Raw genomic sequence first — 16083 nt, 5'->3', positions numbered from 1 at the left:
AACCTGTCTGCTTAGAACGTGTCTTTCCACGCTCGCAAGCTAGCAAAAACCTCGCTCCCAGCGCGGTTATCGCGGTTCCCCCACTCGTCCGCTTTTTGTTTAACGGATGTTTCGGCGGTGCGCAAAAACGGGTTGGTGAGTTTTTCCAGGGCCAAGGTCGAGGGCAACGTCATCTTGCCGGCTGCCAGAAGTTGGCTGACTTTAGCCACCCGTTCGGCGATATCGGCGTTGTGCGGTTCCACGGCCTGGGCAAAGCGCAGGTTGCTTTGGGTGTACTCGTGGGTGCAGTAGACCAGCGTGTCGGCCGGCAGCGCGGCCAGGCGCTCCAGGGAGTTGTACATCTGTTGCGGCGTGCCTTCGAACAAACGCCCACAACCGGCGGCGAACAGGGTGTCGCCGCAGAACAGCAAGCCATGATGATAAAAGGCTATATGTCCCAGGGTGTGTCCCGGCACGGCGAGCACGTCGAAGCCCCAGCCCAGCACCTCGATCCGGTCGTTATCGTTGAGCGCGACGTCACGGGCCGGGATTTTTTCGCTGGCCGGGCCATAGACCTTGGCGCCTGTGGCTTGCTTGAGCTGCTCTACGCCGCCCACGTGGTCATTGTGGTGGTGGGTAATCAGGATGTCGCCGAGGGTCCAGTCCGGGTGCTGCGCAAGCCACGCCATGACAGGCGCGGCATCGCCCGGATCGACCACGGCACAACGATGGCTGCGATGGTCCTGTAACAACCAGATGTAGTTATCGGTGAAGGCGGGCAGGGCACTGATCTGTATCATTCTTCTATTCGCCAAGCTGAACACATTGGTGCATCTTAGAACGTCTTGGCGAGTTGGAGAATGCAATGACTGATAAAGCGTTCGCCCAGGCCGATCCCGAGTGGCTGGCGTTGATCAGCGCAGCCCGTGAGTGGCTGTCCGGGCCGATCGGGCAATTTCTGCTGGAACAGGAGCGGCTTATGCTCGAAGAAGAGCTTGAGCGCTTCTTTGGCGGCTACCTGGTGCACTACGGCCCTTCGGCACAAACCCCGCCGCCCGCGCCCCAGGTGCAGCGCAATGTGCGCCTGGGCGCGCCGTTGCCGGGGGTCGAGATTGTCTGCGAAGAACAGGCCTGGCCTTTGAGCGAGCACGCCGCCGATGTGGTGGTGATGCAGCACGGCCTGGATTTCTGCCTGTCGCCCCATGGCTTGCTGCGTGAAGCGGCCAGCGCGGTGCGCCCGGGTGGCCATCTATTGATCGTCGGCATCAACCCCTGGAGCTCCTGGGGCCTGCGGCATGTCTTCGCCCATGATGCGCTGCGCCAGGCCCGCTGCATCTCGCCCTCACGGGTCAGCGACTGGTTGAACCTGCTGGGCTTCGCGCTGGAGAAACGTCGCTTCGGGTGCTATCGTCCGCCGCTTGCTTCGCCCAAGTGGCAGGGCCGGTTGGCCGGTTGGGAGCGCCGTGCCGGGGCCTGGCAGTTGTCCGGGGGCGGTTTCTACCTGCTGGTAGCCCGCAAGATCGTGGTCGGGCTGCGACCGGTGAGCCAGGTCCGGCGCGAGCCCATCGGCAAACTGGTGCCAATGCCCCTGGCCAAGGTCAACCGGCGCTCCAGCGAGCAATAACTCACTTTTTGGCATTCAGGTCGTCGTGTGCGACCTCGGGAGCTGTCGGTCGATTACCGGCAACCCGCTTTGATGGATAGCGTAATGACCGATAGCGTAGAACTCTTTACCGACGGCGCCTGCAAGGGCAATCCTGGTCCGGGCGGCTGGGGCGCCTTGCTGGTGTGCAAGGGCGTGGAGAAGGAGTTGTGGGGCGGCGAACCCAACACCACCAACAACCGCATGGAGCTGATGGGCGCCATTCGCGGCCTGGAGGAGCTCAAGCGCCGTTGCGACGTGCTGCTGGTGACGGATTCGCAGTACGTCATGAAAGGCATCAACGAGTGGATGGTCAACTGGAAAAAGCGCGGCTGGAAGACTGCAGCCAAGGAGCCGGTAAAGAACGCCGACCTATGGCAGTTGCTGGATGAACAGTGCAACCGCCATAACATCACCTGGAAATGGGTGCGCGGGCATATCGGCCACCCGGGCAACGAGCGGGCCGACCAATTGGCCAATCGTGGCGTGGATGACGTGCGCGGTTACAAGCAGAGCTGAGGTTCCCCATAGCCCTTGTTGGCGGGCGCGGTCCTGGATCTGGCAATCGCTGAAATCACAACGCCAGAATCCCCCGGGCGAGTTGCTCGTCCGTATCGCGTAACGCCGGCAAGGTGCGGCGAATGTGCTGCAATGCCGACTCCAGCTGGACACCCCGTATCTCGCCGTGGCTGGCAACAAACGCCGCGGCATCGTCCTTGGCCGCCAGTACGATCTTGTCATCCTTGAAGTTGCTGCTGGTGCCCTTGGTGGCACTCATCGACAGGCTGACCAGGGCGTCGGTGGTCATCACAAAGCTGGTGGCCTGGGCATGGGCAGCGCCCATCAGGCACAGGGCGAGCAGATAGTTTGGCTTGAGCATGGGTAGATTTTTACGCATCTGTAAGGAGCGGCGCAGGCTAACAAGGCGTGTGATAGCAAACTGCGCAAGCTTTGCTAAACCTTGTAAAAAACTGTTGGGCGAGGGCTCGCGGCGTTCCTCTAGGGGGCGCTCCGGTTATAGAGCGTGCTAATATCCCGCCCCTTGAAATACACACACCGTTGAGAGCTGAACCCTGATGGCCATCCGATCCGTTGTACTCGATACCGAAACCACCGGCATGCCGGTGACCGATGGTCACCGGATCATTGAAATCGGCTGTGTCGAGTTGATGGGCCGCCGCCTTACCGGCCGGCATTTCCACGTGTACCTGCAACCGGACCGGGAAAGTGACGAAGGCGCCATTGGCGTGCACGGCATCACCAACGAATTCCTGGTGGGCAAGCCGCGCTTTGCGGAAGTTGCCGATGAGTTTTTCGAGTTCATCAACGGCGCGCAGTTGATCATCCACAACGCGGCGTTCGACGTGGGTTTCATCAACAACGAATTCGCGCTGATGGGCCAGACGGATCGGGCGGACATCACCCGTCACTGCTCGATCCTCGACACCCTGATGATGGCCCGTGAGCGCCACCCGGGCCAGCGCAACAGCCTCGACGCCTTGTGCAAACGCTATGGCGTCGACAACTCCGGCCGTGAACTGCACGGCGCCTTGCTCGACTCCGAGATTCTCGCGGACGTCTACCTGACCATGACGGGCGGGCAGACCAGCCTGTCCCTGGCCGGCAACGCCTCCGATGGCAACGGTTCGGCCGAAGGCTCGGGCAACCGACCTTCGGAAATCCGTCGCCTGCCGGCGGACCGCAAGCCCACGACCATCATCCGCGCCAGCGAGCAGGACATGGCCGAGCACGCGGCACGCCTGGAAGCCATCGCCAAGTCGGCGGGGGCGCCGGCGTTGTGGACCCAGTTGACCCAACACTAGTCGGGCCCGGCACGGTCTAAACATGTCGGAGCAGGCTTGTGTGGGAGCGGGCTTGCCCGCGATTACGGTTTGACAGCCAGTGCAGCTGTTACTGATCCACCGCCATCGCGGGCAAGCCCGCTCCCACATTGGTTCTGTATAGGCTTCGAAATCTTCATTCGCGACATTCGCTCCCAGCTTCTACCCTGAGTACATCGCTCTCAGGACGCCAAGCCCCATGTACAAAGACCTGAAGTTCCCTATCCTGATCGTGCACCGTGATATCAAGGCCGACACCGTCGCCGGTGATCGGGTCCGGGGCATCGCCCGGGAGCTGGAGCAAGAAGGTTTCAGTATCTTTTCTGCCGTGGACTATGCCGAGGGCCGGCTGGTGGCCTCGACCCATCATGGGCTGGCGTGCATGCTGATCGCCGCTGAAGGCGCCGGGGAAAATACCCATCTGCTGCAGAACATGGTCGAGCTGATCCGACTGGCGCGCCTGCGTGCGCCCAACCTGCCAATCTTTGCCCTGGGCGAGCAAGTCACCCTGGAAAATGCCCCGGCCGACGCCATGAGTGAACTCAACCAGCTGCGCGGCATTCTCTACCTGTTCGAAGACACCGTGCCATTTCTGGCCCGGCAGGTGGCCCGGGCGGCGCGTACTTACCTCGATGGACTGCTGCCGCCATTCTTCAAGGCTCTGGTGCAGCACACGGCCGACTCCAACTACTCCTGGCATACCCCCGGCCACGGCGGTGGTGTTGCCTATCGCAAAAGCCCGGTGGGGCAGGCGTTTCATCAGTTTTTCGGGGAAAATACCCTGCGTTCGGATTTGTCGGTGTCGGTGCCGGAACTCGGTTCGCTGCTGGATCACACCGGCCCCTTGGCCGAAGCTGAAGCCCGTGCGGCGCGCAACTTTGGCGCCGACCATACCTTCTTTGTGATCAATGGTACGTCCACCGCCAATAAGATCGTCTGGCATTCCATGGTCGGCCGCGATGACCTGGTGCTGGTGGACCGCAACTGCCACAAGTCGGTGCTGCACTCGATCATCATGACCGGCGCGATCCCGCTGTACTTGTGCCCGGAGCGCAATGAGCTGGGGATCATCGGCCCGATTCCGCTAACCGAGTTCAGCCGCGAGTCGATTCTCGCCAAGATCGAGGCCAGCCCCTTGACCCGGGGCCGCGAGCCCAAGGTCAAGCTGGCGGTGGTGACCAACTCGACCTATGACGGCCTGTGCTACAACGCCGAGCTGATCAAGCAACAATTGGGCAACAGTGTCGAGGTCCTGCACTTTGACGAGGCCTGGTATGCCTACGCGGCCTTCCACGAGTTTTTCGCCGGGCGCTATGGCATGGGGACTTCGCGTACGCCCGATAGCCCGCTGGTGTTCACCACGCATTCGACCCACAAGTTGTTGGCGGCCTTCAGCCAGGCGTCGATGATCCATGTACAGGACGGCGGGGCACGGCAACTGGACCGTGACCGGTTCAATGAAGCGTTCATGATGCACATCTCTACCTCGCCGCAGTACAGCATCATTGCCTCGCTGGACGTGGCGTCGGCCATGATGGAAGGGCCGGCAGGGCGTTCGCTGCTCCAGGAAATGTTCGATGAGGCCCTGAGTTTCCGTCGGGCCCTGGCCAATCTGCGCCAGCATATTGCCGCCGATGACTGGTGGTTTTCCATCTGGCAGCCGCCTTCGGTGGCGGGCATTGATCGGGTGGCGACGGCCGACTGGTTGCTGCAGCCCGAGGCCGACTGGCATGGCTTTGGTGATATCGCCGAAGACTATGTGTTGCTCGACCCGATCAAGGTCACCCTGGTGATGCCCGGCCTTACGGCGGGCGGTGCCTTGAGTGACTGCGGAATCCCGGCGGCGGTGGTCAGTAAATTCCTCTGGGAGCGTGGCCTGGTGGTGGAAAAAACCGGGCTCTATTCATTCCTCGTGCTGTTTTCCATGGGGATCACCAAAGGCAAGTGGAGTACCCTGCTCACGGAATTGCTGGAGTTCAAGCGCAACTCAGGGAAGCCCATTAGGCCAGCACCTACAGGCACCGTCAAGGACCTTTGTGACAGTGTTGGCACAGTGTTGTGACAATGACTCATGGTCTCTCGGGTCAACCTCAAGGGATCTCAGAGGGCACGGCAAGGACTCAGCATGGTCACCCTATGGTCACCCTCAAGGGCTCAGCTCTCAGGGAAACTCCCAGGCTTTCACGCGACACGACACATGGGCGCGATAAGGACCCCACGCATGCGCCATAAAGCTCAGGCCAGCGCGCAGGGGCACGGGGGTACACGCGAGCGGTGTTACTTACAGGTGGTGTCTCAGATTTTTGTGTCATTTTTTGGTCAGCCCTAAAGGGTCCTCAAAGGATCTCAACGGAGACCATCCAGGCCCAGGCCATCATGTGACCTCAAGGGTGTTATACAGTAACACTCAAGGGAGACCTCACGGGTCATGGTCATTGGTGACATGTAATAACATCACACTAAGAGAACGCCTCAAGGGACCTTAGAGGGAACCACAAGAGACGTGCATGGGAGTCTTCTTTTAAACAGCCTCAGCAAGGGACCACAGAGGGCCAGCAAGGACACTTAAAGGAAAGCTCAAGGTGCAGCAAGGTGCAGCAAGGAAAGAGCGCCCAGGGCCTAAAGGTGGCAGACCCTGGGGTTCTAAAGGGAGATAGTGAGCTGTCTGATAAGACTCACTGGTCTTGACGACTATCACGGCCATGCGCTCTCTGTAGAGACCAGACCACCACGCCTGTTGACCACCACAGTCACAGAGGTCGCATAGGGATAGACGTCAAGCCACTAAGGCCTAACAGGGTACAGCTTAGGGAGGTGATGCTTATCAGCAATAATCACCAATCACAAAGGAACAGCCCTCAGAGGGTCCTTTAAGGTACAGGGTCTATGAGAGACCTTTAAGTATCATAGAGGGTCATCCGGTCTACCTCATGGGTGAGGACATCCGGGATTGACATTAAGCCTTGACAGCCAGTGTCTCAATGTGAGCCTAAGAGTGATCTTTAAGGAAGGATCATAGAGGGAACCATATGGAGGGTCTGTCTCTCTCCTTAGTGAGGACATCCGGGATTGAGATATTGACGCCAAGGGAGTGACACAGGGACAGCCCTAAGGTGACCTCAAAGGGCCACGCTCAGGTGTTGCCAGGGTCTCACACAGCGGCCACGTAGGTGACCCATGGGGCAGTGAGTACAGCAGCGGCTATGCCAGTGCCAACCTCAGCCAGGACCTCACGGACCAGCTCAGAGACCAGCTCAAGTAAACCCTCAGGGATGGTCAAACCGGCCAGCAAGGCCACAGCCCCTGTCAGCTTCCAGAACGCCTTAGAGCGAACGATAGCCACAAGGACAGCCTTGAGTGTTTCACGTTTCATAAGGGCACCTCCTGTGCTTCTGTGTAGACCCAGTGGGCCTAACGTCAGTCACAGAAAGGGTCCACGGTGTTGGTTAAGGGGCCTCCCATACGGGAGTGCGTACAGGCCCGTCATACTCGACAGCATCACGGAGAATGGCTGTAGCGTTGCCCCAGGTGGTCGCACTCCGTCCAGACAGAACCTCAAGGGTTGCCTTTCGGTTGGCCTCAGTGAGGACCTTGTGAGACCCAGGGACATCAGGGAATGAGTTTGCAGGGATCTTGCCCAGTTGACGCAGACGGTGTGCCAGGATTGCCCAGGCCGTTGCCACGTCATAGAGGTCACCTTGCCAGTAGGCCGGGTTGTTGCTCACAGGTGGACCCATGGCGACCCTGTAGGCCTCAAGGTTGTACGTGGCCCCAGGTGTCACCTTAATGACCTCAGCGATGCTATAGACAGCAGGGAGGCCCCATCGGTAGTGGTTCGCTAATACAGTCGCACCGCCCAGGGTCAGTGGGAGTGCATTGAGTTTTACCTTAGCCATCGTTGAGGGCTCCTTGTGTTCGGTTGAAGGGTGTGAAGCGTGTGAGCTTCGATAGATCCTCTAAGGCTCCTTATGTCGAATCCAAAGGGTTAGAGTTTTGGTGAAACCTTATCCTTAAAGGCGACAACCTCAGAGGATCTATCGAAGCCCACAAGGCCCCTTGAGGGACCCTGTAGGGTGTTCGTGTTACTTGTCTTCCAGTTCGATCAGGGTAACGACAGGGTACGGTACGGTCTCGGTCTGCAAGCGCTCCGAGGAGTCGGCTGGGTTGGCGATCTTGAGGCGCACCATAGCGTTAGCCACCACGTCAGCTACACCGCTGATCTCGATGTCGAAACCTTGGATGGCTGGGTTACGGGTCACATGGGTTGCCCAAATGTCGCCGTCACGTTGCTCACGGAAAGACAGCATTGCGAAGGCGTTAGGGACCATGAAGATCAGACCCTTAGGGCCGCCGTGGTACTGAATGCCCGCGCCGATCAGCTCAGACACGTCCTCTACGCCAGCACGCTGGGCCGCACGATCCAGGGTAGGACCCATGCTGATTGGGAGCATGTAGGTGAAGTCATCCAGGCCAGCGCCGAAGGCGGTATCAACGTTCACGGCCAAGATGTCGATCAGGTCCTCAGCGACCTCACGCGGGGCACCTTTAGGCATGTTCGCCTTGACCTTGCGCAGGTTGGCGGTCTTAGCCAGGATCTTAGCCACGGTGGTGTTGCACTGGATTTGGAAGTCAGTCAGCAGCTTGACAATGGTTTGCTCAGCGCCATTAGCGGTGAAGCCTGCAATAACGTTTGCATCCAGAACAGTCAGGCGGGTCGAGAACAGAGCGGCAGTGCTGCAAGGCTCAGAGAACAGGAAGTCGCCAGCGATGGCCTTACCCTTGGTGACCACTTGCGAACGGTCATACAGGGAGGTGCGTGGGTCGAACTCGATGTCGCGGCTTTCCAGCAGGGCCACTTGTTGTACGGTTGGCTCGGTCGCATGTGGACGGAACTCACACGAAATAGCCTCCTCAGCAGCCTCACGCCAGTCCTCAGAGTTGAGGTAAGCATTGATGCCGTTTTGCATGAAGGCCACGTAGTCCAGTTCGTTAGGTGCAGCGCCTTGACGCACACGGCTGTCACTGAAACGGGCCACGGTGGAACCTTCGACGACAGACTCAACGTGGAAGCGGTTAGGCATTGCGAAGCGGTCAGTCTGGTCACGGTGGTCAGTGTTGCGGTTAACGGTGCCGGTTGCTTGGTTCAGGTTTACTTTAGACATGGGGAATCTCCTTTAGGAATCAATGAGGGATCGCCCTGGGCCTTTGTGGTCAGGGTCGATAGGTTGTCTTGCGGGTGTTCTTAATGAGGCGTGAAGGTCCACAGCGGGACCCTCAAAGGGCGGCTCTATGGGTGACCCTGGGATTAGATCCAGGTGTCGTTTTCATCCCAGCCCATCAGGGCACGGCCATTGCCGCTACGGGCAGCACGGATAGCTTGACCATGGGCACGGATCTTGGCCTCTTTGGCCTCACGCTCAGCGCGCTTACGGGCGATTGCCAGAGGGTCATTAGCCTCATTCATTTGACGGGCTCGCTCACGGTGGAACTCAGTGTCCTTACGGCGCTTCTCAGCCTCAGCGGCGATCTCAGCACGCAGGAAGCCGACCTTGCGGTACTCGACAGGGAACGCTTTAGGCGAGAGACCAGCGGCCTCATATTGGTCACACACGTCAGCCATGCGGTCAACGTTACGGCCACAGACAGCGAACAGGCCCGCCAGCATGGCACCTTCTGCATATTCCTTGGTGACCTCCTGGCCTTGGACTTCGTATTTGGTTTCGGACAGACGAACGATATTGAGTTTCATGGTGGTAGATCTCCTTTGTGGGTTGTGGTGTTGGTCGAGGTGTCCCGCGCTGCTGATTCATATGTGGTCAGACTCACGCTGTGCTGTGCCGTATCGGACAGACTTAGTTAACGGGACGCTCTCCTCTCTCCTTAGTGAGGTGAGACGGGATTGAGATACAGACTCAGAGTTGAGGCCCCATTGAGGGCTCTTGAAGCTCGGTCACGTCGCTGTCAGTGCGACGACCTTTGCCATGTGCCCAGGCTTGCGGACCACAGCGGCCAGCATTAAGCCAATCGCCGGGGAGACCAAAAGGGTTTCATAGCGAGCCTGTGAGGCGTTCAGGTAGAAACCATGCTCGGCCACAACGTCACCGGGAAAGGACGGGTGAGGAGTGGTTAGGGTCCAACGAAAACCGCCAAGGTGTGGCGCTTTGGTCACTGCGCCGGATTCTTCAAGGTTGTTCAGAATGATCTCAGCGCGGTCCTTAACGGTTCGGTGTTCACCGCCCAGGGCGATAGCGATAGCGTGGGTTGCGGTCATCTGTGTGGTTGTCATAAGGGTTCTCCTTTTAGAGGTCGATAGGGTGCCGCCCAGGCTCTCAGTGAACCCAGGAAGATCAGGTGCGTGGTTGCTTTAGGGTGACCCTTAGATACGACCTTTGGCGGTGTTGTCCGGGTCTTGGAACATCAGGGACCCTTTAATCAGGGGGATACGTAGGTGGGCGCAAAGGATGCCAGCAAGGTCAATACCCTGCTCTACCAGTCGCTCAAAGCGCTCAACGGTACGAACGCCCACATAGCTACGCATGTCAGCCAGGACAGCCGGTGCATCGAAGGTGACACGCTTGGCCTCATGGTCCCAGGTACGGAACTCACAACGGCGGTTGTTATAGCGTAGGCGCATGTCGATGAATGCAAGGCGGGCAGCCGCTGGGAATTCTTCATTGATGGCCTGTAGTTCGGCCTCGGTGATAGTGGTCACAGACTCACGGTCCTCCTTTAGTTGTTCGATACGCGCCAGCTCGGCACGCTCAAAGGTTGTCAGCTCGTTCCCGTCAAGGTCTTCCTCAAGGGCAAACACGATGTCGTCAGGGTCAAAACTGAATTTCTCGCCAGTGGCAGGCCGGTACACAATGACCGACCCTTTAGTACGGGGCTCACCTTTGAGGGCCTTCCCGGTGCGGACAGAACGCAAGCCTGTAGGGCTCTCAGGGTCCAATGCCCACAGGGTCCGGCAGACCTCAATAGGTGGGAGACCCAACGGCAGCGAGCGGGCAGCCCAGCGGCGTTGCTCAAGGATGGTCTTTACGCGGCTCAGTCCGTGGCCTTGCAGGGCCTCAGGGTTGGCCTCATAGAAGTCAGCCCACATATTCATCAGGCGGCTAACGTCCACGCTCGCCCCGATAGCTCCCACGATGGTTGCTGCGCTCAGGTGCTGCGCTGTAGGGAAAATGCTGTAGCGCTCTACCAGCTCACTCAGGGGCTCCTCAGTGGTGGTCATCCAGTTGACCCAGGCGGTCAGGTCGCTATGGTCCACCTCAGGCGGGCAAGGGCGGGGTGGTATTACGGTCAGGTCAGCGCGGATAGAAACCTGCAAGGCGGCAAAGGCCTCAGCGGTCAGGATGGTCGGTGCGGTGGTGGTGGTCTCCGTGGTCATGGTGGTGGTCTCCTTAATGTCAATCGTAAAAGTGTGTCAGCTCATGTGGCTCTCACAGTGTCGGTGGAAAGTTACGGGGTGGTGTTCTGTAACCTTAGTGAGGGTTTCTACTACGGCCTCACTGTGCAGCGTTGCGGGCAGCCTCTCGGGCCTTGGCTTCGCGGACCTTCTTGGCCTCTCGGCGGCGACCCTGGGTGACCTCGAAGTGCTCACGGATCTCCTCAAGGGAGTGACCCTGTAGGTCCAGGGCAAGCCACGTATGCAGGTGATAGCGTTGGGTCTTGGTCAGGATGGTCGGCACCTTGGGTGCATGGTAGGCGCTCATTACGAGTCGGCCCGCAGGGCAGTGAAGACCGCTAAGGCCCGCTCAGGGCATACCAGCTCGGCCACGGCCATCGACTCAGCACGGGTCAAGGTGTCGGTATCAGCAGGCAGCTCAGGGTGTACCTTTGCGATTGCCTCAAGGGTGTCACGGTGGGTCAGTCGCAATGCAACGGCAAGGGATACGGTGGAATCAATACGGCGCTCAGTGTGTGCGGTCATGGTGGTGGTTCTCCTAATGGATTGGTCGGTTGTGGAGGGTCAGAAAATTTCTCTGTACTCCCCGTGTAGGTGAGGGGTTTTGTTCCGGGGTGGTATTCCTCTCCCCTTATAGGTGAGGCCTACCGGGATTGAGCCAGCCTTACGGCCAGCCCTCAGCGGGACCCATTACGGCCTCAGTTGGGAGCTGACAGTAGAAGCTGGTCACGTTGGCAAACTCGCCGTGTTCCTCAAGGATTGCCTCAAGGGCAGCACGACACATTGCGTTGAGCTGTGTGCTGTCATGGTCACGGTCAAGTAGAAAACTTTTACGCAGGTTGTAGCCCTCGACACAGCCAGTCACGCGCCCGGTCTTGGCGTTGAGGTAGACCCCTTTAGGGAAGAACCCGCCACGGCCTGGGGTGTTGCGTGCGTTCTCACGGTTGGTACAGGCCCGCAGGTTGTCGGCCTTGTTGTTGCCTGGGTTGCCGTCCTTGTGGTCGATGTACAGGCCCTGAGGGTCCTTGCCGGTGACCAGTGCGTATACGACACGGTGAACTGCCAGCCCTTGGAATGACCAATAGCCATCGGGGCGCTGTGTGCCTACGGGTTGACCTTCAAGGGTCGCAAGGCCCGAAGGGCTCAGGGAGTCGGCCTTGTAGGAAGCGGAAAGGGTCTTAACGTCGATCTGAATGTTTTGCATGGTGGTGGTCTCCTGGGTGTCTGTGTGGTGGTTCTCCTGGGTGACCCGTGGTGTGGGCCTTAGAGGTTCGGTGTGGGCCCTGGGCGGTTGCTCAGTGGTCCTTAAAGGTGACTCTGTGGTGCTGTTCAATCTGTGGTCGATAGACCCAGGCTCTAACCTCAAAGGTCTTAAAGGTCTCTCAGAGGTGGGATTGCTTGTCAGCAAATAACTCCCATCACAAAGGGTCTCTCAGAGGATCTTTTAAGGTTGTGTCCTCATTGAGTCGAGGCCTCTTAGAGGTCAGTCCTTAGGGTTTATTATGTTGTGTCCGCATTAACTCACGAACGCATCAGCGCCCAGGTCCAGGCGTAGCTGTGCCATCTGGTCAGGTGCCGATTGAGTAGCCGGGAAGGTGACTCGCTCATGGTCTTCAAGGTCTCCCATGGCAACCCTCAGCCACTTAGGCCGGGACCTCATAAGCGGTTGCATTGCCACCTCAAGGGCATTGAGATAACGCCGCGCCATCCTTGCGGACAGTCCCAGGTGTGCGCCGATGGTCTCTGTAGAGAACACGTCAAGGGACTCAAGCAATTCATAGAGGGTTTTAACGGGGAGCTGCTTGGTTCCGCCGTGGTCCAGCTTTGCGACTCCAGAAAGGATGTCTTCAGACCATCGGTCATACCGGTCCTGAAAATCCAGATGACCACAGAAAGGGTTCTTGATTATCGTCGGCACGGTTCCTCGCTTAGGGTTCTCAGGGACAAGGCGAAGGCCTGTCAGGTAGTCGGCCCGGTCGAAGTCATCGGCCAGGGTGTGGAGTAGTTCGGTGGTGTGGTGGGTCATGGTGGTGGTCTCCTGGGTCGGTGGTCTCCGTTGGTTGTGAGTGGTTTTGCAGGCAGCCGGTGACGCACTGGTGAGGTGGTCCCGGTGTTCCCTGTTTGGGTAAGGGGTTTTAATCCTGGGTGTCTAAACGTGCCCACCTTGAGACCCCTTTGAAGGGCCCCAGGCGGGTCAGTTGGGTGACGCTCAGAGCTGGGCGGTCACGTCTTGCACGGTCATACCGCTGGCACCTTCGCCCACGATGTCAACCACAAAGCCGTCACCGTCCACCACAGGGCGCACCTTGAGGTGTTCCTTGAGTGCCTTGGCGATTGACTCGGCCTTAGGCTGTAGCCACTCAGTGAGACCCTTGTGGGTGATCCTGAATAGGTGGCCCGTCAGTTTTACGGCTTTGTTGCGTGGGTTGACTGGCTTGGCGTGGCCCCGGTCGATGTACTTCGGGTGTATCTCTGTGAGGCCCTTAGAGGTCCTGGCAAGGCCTTTGTCCTTGAACATGGCTAACACCTTGTCGGGGTTCTCAACGCCAGCCAAACGGCAAGCCTCACGCCACGTATAGCCCTCACTGGCTCCCTTGCGGGTGTGTTCGGCGTAGGCCGGGGCCATCATGTCCACTCGTGACTGTAGGTCGATCAGCGTGTCAGTGATTGCTTGAGACCCGAACGCAGGGTTAGCCGCTTGCTCAAGTTCAATCCAGCGCCCGACCACTGTGTAACGTAGCGCGGTGTCGTAGCCGGTGATGATGGTGAAGACCATGTGCTTATTGAGGATCAGCATAGGTTTCTCACGCTCGTAGGCGTCCAGATACACGGCCCCGGTTGCCCCAATAGATGCCCCCAAATCTGGGGCCATCTTTCCGCAGGTGGATTTGCTTTCCAACGTCGCGAGCCTTGACTGTAGAACGTGGTCAAGGACTCGGCGGGCATCACGTAGAACGTGGTCGTGGCGCTTGCCGGTCATCGCTGCAATTTCAACGGTGGTCATAGTGATGGTCTTGAGGTCGGTCATGTTGGTGGTCTCCGTGGTTGTGGACTGGTGTTCCCTGTTTGGGTAAGGGGTTTTAATCCTGGGTGTTGATTGTCTGTAGCCTTAGTGAGGGTTTCTGTACCGACCTCCCAGGCGCAGCCCCATCAGGACCCATTGAGGGAACCGACAGGGCAAGCGTTGAGGAGGTGCCAGGGAGACGTGGTGTCTATCCTGTATAGGTGAGGGGTTTTAATCCCAGGTCTCTCAATGACCCTTTCCATCTGTCTATACACGCACGCATGTAGGCCCGCGCGGTCATCTATTGGGCCCTCAGAAACGGCAAAGCCCCAGGCAGTCACGCCCAGGGCTCTCAAAGGGTCCTCATTGTGAGGCGGCGAACTCCCCATAGGCCTCAAGGCGCAGGGCATTGGCCCAGGAGGTCACCACTGAAAGGTCAGTGGTAGAGGGGTGAGAGTGGGATTTCTTGTTGATAGTGACTTGGCCTCTGTACCAGACCGCGCCGTTTCTCAGGCCCAGGCTATAGACCCCTTTGGGTAGCGACCGCTTGCGCGTTGAGTTCGCACTATTCTGTGCCTTGGTGGCTAACCTCAGGTTTTCTATGCGGTTGTTCAGCTTGTTCCGGTCCTTGTGATCGACCAGCCAGCCAGCCGGTATGGGTCCATTGTGGAGTTCCCACACGATACGGTGAGCGGCCAGCGCTTTGCCTTTGTAGGTGAAGTTCCAATAGCCACCACCACAGGTCGGGATAATGTCGCTGTCCACACAGCAAGGGGTCTCAGGGTTGTACTTAAAGTCATCGCTTAGCATCGGTCGAGGTCTCCTCTATCGCTTGAGGAACCTGGGTGGTCCTCTCTGATAGGTGAGTGAATCCGGGACTGACTCTATGACCAGAAAGCAGAAAGCCCGCTCAGCCCCAATGGATACGGGACGTTGCGGGCTCTCGGTGTGTGCGGTGTGGTCAGCCTTTCAGGGCCTCAACGATTGCCGCTGTGTCTCCTGGGTGTCTCGCCCTCAGGACTAACGCGGTGAGGACCATCCGGCCAAGGTCCAGGGTCACGCCAGGGCGGCGCAGTGAATCCAGATAGACCCGCTCGGCGGCCTCAAGGGTTCCTCTGTGGTCATGCCATTGGTGCAGGCCCTCACCGTCCACAGTCTTGACCAGCAGGCCCAGGCCTTCAAGCTCTGTCAGGGCAGCCAGCAGGCTCACCTTGAGGTCAACGTGTCGCCGCTTGGGTGTGGCCTTGGCGATGGTCACAGAGTCTGTCAGGAGGGTGGTGTCGGTGGTCATGGTGTTGGATACCTGGGCGGTGAGAACAAGAAGGCCCGCATCATACAGCAGGCCTCTTAGGTGGTCAGTGGGTGGTCAGCAGGTTTTGTACTCGGTCGCCCAGGTAGAGGACGCCGCCAAGGATCGCCATAGACCCTAAGGTCCAACCCACATAGGCCATCATGGCGTCACCTCAACGGCCACAAAGACCGACCGAAGGGAATCACATGGGGCGATAGTGAAGGCAGCGTGACCCTTACGGTGGGTCTCACGGAACAGCTCAAGGCAGCGCTTAGCGTTCTCGGGGCGGGTCAGGTTGTCGAGGTGCCCGGTCACGGCCATGGAATCACGGCCAACGTGGTTAGGACCTTGGGCGACCCAGGCGAAGCCATCACGGGTCAGCTTGCAAGTCAGGGTGATGGTCAGCTTGTCAGTGGTGAGGATCATTGCGCGTCTCCTGTGAGGGCCCCTTGTGAGAGCCTTGGCGGTCGGTGTGGGTTAGCAGAAGTTCTTGAGGGCATGGTCAGCGCGGGAGCTTTGGTGCCACAGAGGGGCGTCACCCTCAGAGACCAGTGTCCCGATACGGCGACCTTTGCGGACCTGCATCACGTACAACCCTTGGGCCTCATAGACAGAGGTCACAAGCCAGCCGGTCGCCAGCCACACGTCAAGGTGGGTGAACAGAAAGAACTTGTCCGCGTGGTCCTTGACGGAGACCTCATAGGTCAGGCCTGAGGGCATGCCATAAATCTCATGGGTTGCCTGGGTGGCGTTCTCGGTGAAGCCTGGGCGCAGTGTTGCGACTGGGGATTTAGGAGCGGCTTGGGTTTGTGTGGTGGTGGTCATTGTGTGGCTACCTTGCGAGGTGTGTGGTTAGGAGTCGTCAAGGTACAAGCCTCCTCACACACTGTCAACGAGTTTTGCTCACACACCTAAAGTTTC

The 16083-nt window shown here is 58.8% G+C and carries 19 protein-coding genes and 1 pseudogene; 4 read left to right on the top strand and 16 right to left on the bottom strand.

Annotated elements, in window-relative coordinates:
• Positions 1–11: 11 nt before the first annotated feature.
• Positions 12–779, bottom strand: coding sequence for a hydroxyacylglutathione hydrolase (gene gloB, locus HBO24_RS02055; protein WP_170059225.1), 768 nt, complete (start codon positions 777–779; stop codon positions 12–14).
• 65 nt (positions 780–844) lie between these two features.
• Here gloB and HBO24_RS02050 point away from each other — a divergent pair, with 65 nt between their 5' ends.
• Together HBO24_RS02050 and rnhA are read left to right on the top strand one after the other, a co-directional pair.
• Positions 845–1603: a methyltransferase domain-containing protein gene (locus HBO24_RS02050; RefSeq protein WP_057436800.1), complete on the top strand. Its 759-nt coding sequence runs from the start codon at positions 845–847 to the stop codon at positions 1601–1603.
• A gap of 84 nt (positions 1604–1687) precedes the next feature.
• Positions 1688–2140, top strand: a complete 453-nt coding sequence (rnhA, locus tag HBO24_RS02045) for a ribonuclease HI (protein ID WP_057436798.1) — start codon at positions 1688–1690, stop codon at positions 2138–2140.
• Between the two features lie 55 nt (positions 2141–2195).
• Here the strand turns inward: rnhA and HBO24_RS02040 are convergent, their stop codons facing one another.
• Positions 2196–2501, bottom strand: coding sequence for a DUF2388 domain-containing protein (locus tag HBO24_RS02040; RefSeq protein ID WP_057436795.1), 306 nt, complete (start codon positions 2499–2501; stop codon positions 2196–2198).
• 202 nt (positions 2502–2703) lie between these two features.
• Between HBO24_RS02040 and dnaQ the strand changes: the two genes are divergently transcribed.
• Positions 2704–3444: a DNA polymerase III subunit epsilon gene (dnaQ, locus tag HBO24_RS02035; protein WP_162947798.1), complete on the top strand. Its 741-nt coding sequence runs from the start codon at positions 2704–2706 to the stop codon at positions 3442–3444.
• Positions 3445–3661: 217 nt separating this feature from the next.
• Positions 3662–5446, top strand: a pseudogene (locus HBO24_RS02030) (Orn/Lys/Arg decarboxylase N-terminal domain-containing protein); the annotation flags it as partial.
• A 1167-nt stretch (positions 5447–6613) separates the two neighbouring features.
• Here the strand turns inward: HBO24_RS02030 and HBO24_RS02025 are convergent.
• From HBO24_RS02025 to HBO24_RS01960, 14 genes are all read right to left on the bottom strand, one after another.
• Complete coding sequence (locus HBO24_RS02025) at positions 6614–6835, bottom strand: hypothetical protein (protein WP_170059224.1); 222 nt, start codon at positions 6833–6835, stop codon at positions 6614–6616.
• 709 nt (positions 6836–7544) lie between these two features.
• Positions 7545–8624, bottom strand: coding sequence for a hypothetical protein (locus HBO24_RS02020; RefSeq protein ID WP_170059223.1), 1080 nt, complete (start codon positions 8622–8624; stop codon positions 7545–7547).
• Between the two features lie 143 nt (positions 8625–8767).
• Entirely contained in the window at positions 8768–9211 is a 444-nt protein-coding gene (locus HBO24_RS02015; protein WP_170059222.1) for a hypothetical protein, read from the bottom strand.
• Between the two features lie 201 nt (positions 9212–9412).
• Positions 9413–9748, bottom strand: a complete 336-nt coding sequence (locus HBO24_RS02010; protein WP_034118611.1) for a hypothetical protein — start codon at positions 9746–9748, stop codon at positions 9413–9415.
• Positions 9749–9838: 90 nt separating this feature from the next.
• Positions 9839–10849, bottom strand: a complete 1011-nt coding sequence (locus HBO24_RS02005) for a hypothetical protein (RefSeq protein ID WP_170059221.1) — start codon at positions 10847–10849, stop codon at positions 9839–9841.
• A 118-nt stretch (positions 10850–10967) separates the two neighbouring features.
• Positions 10968–11174 carry a hypothetical protein gene (locus HBO24_RS02000; RefSeq protein WP_170059220.1) on the bottom strand — a complete coding sequence of 69 codons (207 nt, stop codon included), beginning with the start codon at positions 11172–11174 and terminating at the stop codon, positions 10968–10970.
• Positions 11174–11392 (bottom strand): hypothetical protein, encoded by a 219-nt coding sequence (locus tag HBO24_RS01995; RefSeq protein WP_170059219.1) that lies wholly within the window; start codon positions 11390–11392, stop codon positions 11174–11176. The genes HBO24_RS02000 and HBO24_RS01995 overlap by 1 nt, the downstream gene beginning before the upstream one ends.
• Positions 11393–11531: 139 nt before the next feature.
• Positions 11532–12071: an HNH endonuclease gene (locus tag HBO24_RS01990; protein ID WP_170059218.1), complete on the bottom strand. Its 540-nt coding sequence runs from the start codon at positions 12069–12071 to the stop codon at positions 11532–11534.
• Positions 12072–12383: 312 nt separating this feature from the next.
• Positions 12384–12893, bottom strand: a complete 510-nt coding sequence (locus HBO24_RS01985; RefSeq protein ID WP_170059217.1) for a hypothetical protein — start codon at positions 12891–12893, stop codon at positions 12384–12386.
• A gap of 183 nt (positions 12894–13076) precedes the next feature.
• The gene (locus tag HBO24_RS01980; protein WP_170059216.1) at positions 13077–13895 is read right to left on the bottom strand and encodes a Rha family transcriptional regulator; all 819 of its coding nucleotides are present in this window, start codon (positions 13893–13895) and stop codon (positions 13077–13079) included.
• A 339-nt stretch (positions 13896–14234) separates the two neighbouring features.
• Complete coding sequence (locus HBO24_RS01975) at positions 14235–14681, bottom strand: HNH endonuclease (RefSeq protein WP_170059215.1); 447 nt, start codon at positions 14679–14681, stop codon at positions 14235–14237.
• Between the two features lie 151 nt (positions 14682–14832).
• Positions 14833–15162, bottom strand: a complete 330-nt coding sequence (locus HBO24_RS01970; RefSeq protein ID WP_170059214.1) for a hypothetical protein — start codon at positions 15160–15162, stop codon at positions 14833–14835.
• 159 nt (positions 15163–15321) lie between these two features.
• Entirely contained in the window at positions 15322–15588 is a 267-nt protein-coding gene (locus tag HBO24_RS01965; protein WP_170059213.1) for a hypothetical protein, read from the bottom strand.
• A 51-nt stretch (positions 15589–15639) separates the two neighbouring features.
• Positions 15640–15987 (bottom strand): hypothetical protein, encoded by a 348-nt coding sequence (locus tag HBO24_RS01960; protein ID WP_170059212.1) that lies wholly within the window; start codon positions 15985–15987, stop codon positions 15640–15642.
• Positions 15988–16083 lie beyond the last annotated feature (96 nt).

It is taken from the genome of Pseudomonas sp. WS 5410, from assembly GCF_012985645.1.
GTDB classification, from domain to species: domain Bacteria; phylum Pseudomonadota; class Gammaproteobacteria; order Pseudomonadales; family Pseudomonadaceae; genus Aquipseudomonas; species Aquipseudomonas shahriarae.
Note: the sequence above shows the minus strand (reverse complement) of the source record. Positions and strands in the feature narration are given on the sequence as shown.

What these genes read in the sequence shown, in the direction of transcription:
- gloB (WP_170059225.1), bottom strand. Translation starts at nt 779, where the DNA reads ATGATACAGATCAGTGCCCTGCCCGCCTTCACCGATAACTACATCTGG.
- HBO24_RS02050 (WP_057436800.1), top strand. Translation starts at nt 845, where the DNA reads ATGACTGATAAAGCGTTCGCCCAGGCCGATCCCGAGTGGCTGGCGTTG.
- rnhA (WP_057436798.1), top strand. Translation starts at nt 1,688, where the DNA reads ATGACCGATAGCGTAGAACTCTTTACCGACGGCGCCTGCAAGGGCAAT.
- HBO24_RS02040 (WP_057436795.1), bottom strand. Translation starts at nt 2,501, where the DNA reads ATGCTCAAGCCAAACTATCTGCTCGCCCTGTGCCTGATGGGCGCTGCC.
- HBO24_RS02025 (WP_170059224.1), bottom strand. Translation starts at nt 6,835, where the DNA reads ATGAAACGTGAAACACTCAAGGCTGTCCTTGTGGCTATCGTTCGCTCT.
- HBO24_RS02020 (WP_170059223.1), bottom strand. Translation starts at nt 8,624, where the DNA reads ATGTCTAAAGTAAACCTGAACCAAGCAACCGGCACCGTTAACCGCAAC.
- HBO24_RS02015 (WP_170059222.1), bottom strand. Translation starts at nt 9,211, where the DNA reads ATGAAACTCAATATCGTTCGTCTGTCCGAAACCAAATACGAAGTCCAA.
- HBO24_RS02010 (WP_034118611.1), bottom strand. Translation starts at nt 9,748, where the DNA reads ATGACAACCACACAGATGACCGCAACCCACGCTATCGCTATCGCCCTG.
- HBO24_RS02005 (WP_170059221.1), bottom strand. Translation starts at nt 10,849, where the DNA reads ATGACCACGGAGACCACCACCACCGCACCGACCATCCTGACCGCTGAG.
- HBO24_RS02000 (WP_170059220.1), bottom strand. Translation starts at nt 11,174, where the DNA reads ATGAGCGCCTACCATGCACCCAAGGTGCCGACCATCCTGACCAAGACC.
- HBO24_RS01995 (WP_170059219.1), bottom strand. Translation starts at nt 11,392, where the DNA reads ATGACCGCACACACTGAGCGCCGTATTGATTCCACCGTATCCCTTGCC.
- HBO24_RS01990 (WP_170059218.1), bottom strand. Translation starts at nt 12,071, where the DNA reads ATGCAAAACATTCAGATCGACGTTAAGACCCTTTCCGCTTCCTACAAG.
- HBO24_RS01985 (WP_170059217.1), bottom strand. Translation starts at nt 12,893, where the DNA reads ATGACCCACCACACCACCGAACTACTCCACACCCTGGCCGATGACTTC.
- HBO24_RS01980 (WP_170059216.1), bottom strand. Translation starts at nt 13,895, where the DNA reads ATGACCGACCTCAAGACCATCACTATGACCACCGTTGAAATTGCAGCG.
- HBO24_RS01975 (WP_170059215.1), bottom strand. Translation starts at nt 14,681, where the DNA reads ATGCTAAGCGATGACTTTAAGTACAACCCTGAGACCCCTTGCTGTGTG.
- HBO24_RS01970 (WP_170059214.1), bottom strand. Translation starts at nt 15,162, where the DNA reads ATGACCACCGACACCACCCTCCTGACAGACTCTGTGACCATCGCCAAG.
- HBO24_RS01965 (WP_170059213.1), bottom strand. Translation starts at nt 15,588, where the DNA reads ATGATCCTCACCACTGACAAGCTGACCATCACCCTGACTTGCAAGCTG.
- HBO24_RS01960 (WP_170059212.1), bottom strand. Translation starts at nt 15,987, where the DNA reads ATGACCACCACCACACAAACCCAAGCCGCTCCTAAATCCCCAGTCGCA.